The sequence below is a fragment of the Xenorhabdus bovienii genome (assembly GCF_024721015.1).
GTDB classification, from domain to species: Bacteria; Pseudomonadota; Gammaproteobacteria; order Enterobacterales; family Enterobacteriaceae; genus Xenorhabdus; species Xenorhabdus bovienii.
On the sequence record NZ_JANAIF010000145.1, the window covers coordinates 1 to 3,331 of the forward strand.

The window sequence follows — 3,331 nt, forward strand, 5'->3', positions numbered from 1 at the left end:
GCCCCAATCCAGCTCCAGCGGGCGTTGCTGGTTTTTATATCGATGATGTAGCGGACTATTCCGCCCCATGCAGAAAGTAGCAGAAGTATCAGCCACTGGTAGAGTTCAATCGGATCTTTGTTTGGCATACGCATATTCCACCCCATTTGAACAATGGGCGTCCGTGGGGTGAGCTATGGTCGCCCCTGTGAGTTGAGTTAATAGGAGATGCCGCCCCGAACTGGCGACGGCAGATACGCAATGCGTAACGTTTAGCAGGTATTACCCTGCGTGGTTTTTGGCGTTAAATTGTGATCCTGCCAATTTATGAGAGTTTGCTGTCGGCTGGAATAGGTAACCCAGCAACCCACCCAACACTTACACGGCAGTTGGCAGCCTAAAATGAAAAAGGCCACCTAAGTGACCTTCGATATAATTTGGTGGAACCTCTCGGAATCGAACCGAGTCCTAATGCTCTTCAGGCATCCGCGCGAACCCTCTACGCCAAAGTTCCAGATAGAGAAAAGGCCGCATTTGCGACCCTGACGTTAATCCATCCAGAAATAAGTAATGATTAGGGATCAATGCCCCATACGAAGTCATCACTACCCGTTCTGTGCGATCCGTAATGGACTTCATAAACTGAGCCGAAATTAACTGCTTGTATTTCGGCTTTCTCTTTAGTGGCATACACGCCAGCTAAATGCCAAGGAGAATAGCGTACAACTCCCCATTCAAGCACAAAACCAGCGTTATCCGGATCTGGCTTTAACCCTTCTTCTACAAACATTTCTATCTCCTTCGATTGGGTACCCGGAGAATAGATTATTAATTGGTTAACTAAAGTTCAATAAAGCGCAATTGATTATGCGATGCGGGCAGTAATTTTAAGTGATGGGAGATCGTGGCGGTTATGCTCAATTCTTACAGGCTCATTAGAATCATCGATATCATAAACCTGGTCATGCTCCCAATAGTTAGATTATTGTAGTAAACTTTCCATTTTTTATTACTGGTGAGATATGGCTAAAGTTGATGTGGTTTGTCGTTATTGTCACAAAGCAGAGGAGGTCAAAGGGCATGGAAAAGGAAGCAGTGGGCACCCGCGTTATCACTGTTATGCCTGCCGTAAAACCTTCCAACTGAATTACACCTATCAAGCCTGCAAACCCGGAGTGAAAGAACAAATCACTGATATGGCGATAAATAACGGCGGGATCAGAGACACTGCACGTGTTTTGAACGTCGGGATCAATACCGTGCTTCGCACGTTAAAAAACATGAACCCAGACAAGTAACAACACGGCCTCTGGCAGGAAGTGAGATTCACATTATCTGTGAAATTGATGAGCAGTGGTCATTTGTCGGCAACAAGAAGAATCAACGCGGGCTCTGATATGCGTGGGAACCAAACCAGAAGCAAATCATCGCACATGTATTTGGCGATCGCAGTAAAAAAACGCTGGAAAAACTGTTGGCGCTTCTGGCATCGTTTGAAATCCAGTATTATTGTACTGATAATTATGCTGTTTATGATTGCCTTCCTGAGAGAACTCACCTCAGAGGAAAGAAATTTACCCAACGCATCGAAAGAATGAATCTGACCCTGCGTACTCGAATAAAAAGGCTGAATCGGAAAACGATCTGCTACTCTAAATCAGAAATCCTGCATGACAAAATCATCGGAACGTTCATTGAGCGTGAATACTATCTTGCAAGGATAATCTAACTATTGGGAGCATGACCCACCGTGACCGTGATCGTCCATGAAGTGAAAGCGGTCAGTGCCGCCGCAGAGGGGGCAAGCGCCATGCTTACCCTTCGCCGGAACATCCACCCCACAAGCAGCCAGCACCCCTTGCCAGTGATCCTTCGCCGCCATTTTCACTGAACGGATATCAATATGATTTACCATTTGGGGAATCCCTCACGGTGATGGATTTCAAAATCCGCATACTGTGCGGTGTCATTCAGCGCTTCGGCAATCCTCGGCAAATACATCAGGGCTTCACCGATACGGCGCAAATCGTCCCTTGCCTGACAATCTGCATAGTTTTCATTATCGGCAGACCAGAAAGCCAGTTCCCCCATCGCTGACATTGCCGCCATCACTGCGCTATGTGCTCCATCTGAATGCTTACGCAGATCTTTAATTTCCTCAGTGCTCATCGCGTTAAAGTTGTTGCGTACTAAGTGGTTATAGATATCAGACATAATCAGGCTCTCCCTGCGTAGGTGTATTCTTTAGTGAAACGGCTTACTGGCATGATGCACGGGGTGTGATAACCCTCACGGACAAACGTCACGCGGTTAAAGGCTACCGACAACACCTGAACGGTTTCCCCGTTCTGATGGGTGTAATAGTCATGAGGGGCAGGATTAGGCATGGTTCACCCCCTGAACGGTAGACATATCGCTACAGTGGGAAGTGTTATCAATAGCTTCCTCACCTGCGATTACTTCAATCAGAAATACAGCAATATCGCCGGATAGCTTCGCCATCAGTGAAGACATAACGGATATTTCACTGCCCTGTATTTGATGAGGGTATGACTCAATAAGCTGATTAATAAATTCGAGTTGCTGCGCCTTTTCAGCGGCTTGATGAATAGTGATAGGCTTGCTCATGCGGCCACCCCCTGACGGGAAACAAATACCAGATTAGATTTGCCTGCCAGTAAACGGGCTTCACCTTCACAGTCCGCCAGAACAGTAATGAGGCGTACAGGGTGAATATCCACCAGACGTTGATTGCCCGATGCAATTAGGAATGTAAATTTAAGGCGAGTTTGGTTATGCTGTTGTATAGCCATAATCGTTACCTCAACTAACGGTTTGGTTAAACGCCCTACATGTGTTGCGAGCACTGTGGGGCGTTGCCTTATTTGATAACTGATACTACAATGGTCGTTACCATGTAACTCACAATATCCTAGGGTAATTACCATGTCAACACCAAAAGAAAAAAGATCTCCCCAGTACCAAATGAGGATGACAGAAGAATTTAGAAAACAACTTGAAGAGCAAGCAAAAATTGATGGCGATCCATCCCTCGCTACATGGATAAAACGCACCCTTCGCAAAGAACTACAATCTCGAGGCATTGAACCAAAAGGCTGAACCAACCGACAATAAGTTCGATGGTTAATAAACGCACAATAAGTACAATGGCTATCCAAGGCAATAAGATTGACTTGGTTAACTGAGTGAACATTACTCACATGGTTATCTGAGCAATAACTAACCAAGTAAATATCCTTTACTTGGTTCACTCCCCCTCTTAAAGATGGTAGCCTCTTAAGCTGTTGTAATTCTTCGTAAACCAGATTTGGATTACGGGTAACTGATTGAT

The 3,331-nt window shown here is 45.5% G+C and carries 6 protein-coding genes, 1 tRNA gene and 2 pseudogenes; 2 read left to right on the top strand and 7 right to left on the bottom strand.

Features of this window, described 5'->3' with window-relative positions; genetic code table 11:
- Positions 1–417: 417 nt before the first annotated feature.
- Positions 418–493 (bottom strand) — tRNA-Phe (locus tag NXS07_RS19020).
- Positions 494–553: 60 nt separating this feature from the next.
- A complete protein-coding gene (locus NXS07_RS19025) occupies positions 554–769 on the bottom strand; it encodes a hypothetical protein (protein ID WP_258087412.1) in 216 nt (71 codons plus the stop codon).
- A gap of 232 nt (positions 770–1,001) precedes the next feature.
- Here NXS07_RS19025 and NXS07_RS19030 point away from each other — a divergent pair.
- Positions 1,002–1,708 (top strand): annotated as a pseudogene (locus NXS07_RS19030) (IS1 family transposase).
- Positions 1,709–1,726: 18 nt separating this feature from the next.
- On the opposite strand, the pseudogene NXS07_RS19035 reads toward NXS07_RS19030, so the two are convergent.
- The 5 genes and pseudogenes from NXS07_RS19035 to NXS07_RS19055 all read right to left on the bottom strand — a co-directional run.
- Positions 1,727–1,894: pseudogene (locus NXS07_RS19035) on the bottom strand (primase-helicase zinc-binding domain-containing protein); the annotation flags it as partial.
- A complete protein-coding gene (locus NXS07_RS19040; RefSeq protein WP_046336606.1) occupies positions 1,888–2,193 on the bottom strand; it encodes a hypothetical protein in 306 nt (101 codons plus the stop codon). The pseudogene NXS07_RS19035 and the gene NXS07_RS19040, both read right to left, overlap by 7 nt.
- Before the next feature lie 2 nt (positions 2,194–2,195).
- Positions 2,196–2,366, bottom strand: coding sequence for a DUF4222 domain-containing protein (locus tag NXS07_RS19045; protein ID WP_071839194.1), 171 nt, complete (start codon positions 2,364–2,366; stop codon positions 2,196–2,198).
- Positions 2,359–2,607 (bottom strand): hypothetical protein, encoded by a 249-nt coding sequence (locus NXS07_RS19050; protein WP_046336605.1) that lies wholly within the window; start codon positions 2,605–2,607, stop codon positions 2,359–2,361. Before NXS07_RS19050 ends, NXS07_RS19045 begins: the two co-directional genes overlap by 8 nt.
- Positions 2,604–2,792: a hypothetical protein gene (locus NXS07_RS19055; RefSeq protein ID WP_038222731.1), complete on the bottom strand. Its 189-nt coding sequence runs from the start codon at positions 2,790–2,792 to the stop codon at positions 2,604–2,606. Before NXS07_RS19055 ends, NXS07_RS19050 begins: the two co-directional genes overlap by 4 nt.
- Positions 2,793–2,925: 133 nt before the next feature.
- Between NXS07_RS19055 and NXS07_RS19060 the strand changes: the two genes are divergently transcribed.
- On the top strand, positions 2,926–3,099 hold the full coding sequence (locus NXS07_RS19060) for a hypothetical protein (protein ID WP_172664676.1): 174 nt from the start codon (positions 2,926–2,928) through the stop codon (positions 3,097–3,099).
- The last annotated feature ends 232 nt before the right edge of the window (positions 3,100–3,331 follow it).

What these genes read in the sequence shown, in the direction of transcription:
- NXS07_RS19025 (WP_258087412.1), bottom strand. Translation starts at nt 769, where the DNA reads ATGTTTGTAGAAGAAGGGTTAAAGCCAGATCCGGATAACGCTGGTTTT.
- NXS07_RS19040 (WP_046336606.1), bottom strand. Translation starts at nt 2,193, where the DNA reads ATGTCTGATATCTATAACCACTTAGTACGCAACAACTTTAACGCGATG.
- NXS07_RS19045 (WP_071839194.1), bottom strand. Translation starts at nt 2,366, where the DNA reads ATGCCTAATCCTGCCCCTCATGACTATTACACCCATCAGAACGGGGAA.
- NXS07_RS19050 (WP_046336605.1), bottom strand. Translation starts at nt 2,607, where the DNA reads ATGAGCAAGCCTATCACTATTCATCAAGCCGCTGAAAAGGCGCAGCAA.
- NXS07_RS19055 (WP_038222731.1), bottom strand. Translation starts at nt 2,792, where the DNA reads ATGGCTATACAACAGCATAACCAAACTCGCCTTAAATTTACATTCCTA.
- NXS07_RS19060 (WP_172664676.1), top strand. Translation starts at nt 2,926, where the DNA reads ATGTCAACACCAAAAGAAAAAAGATCTCCCCAGTACCAAATGAGGATG.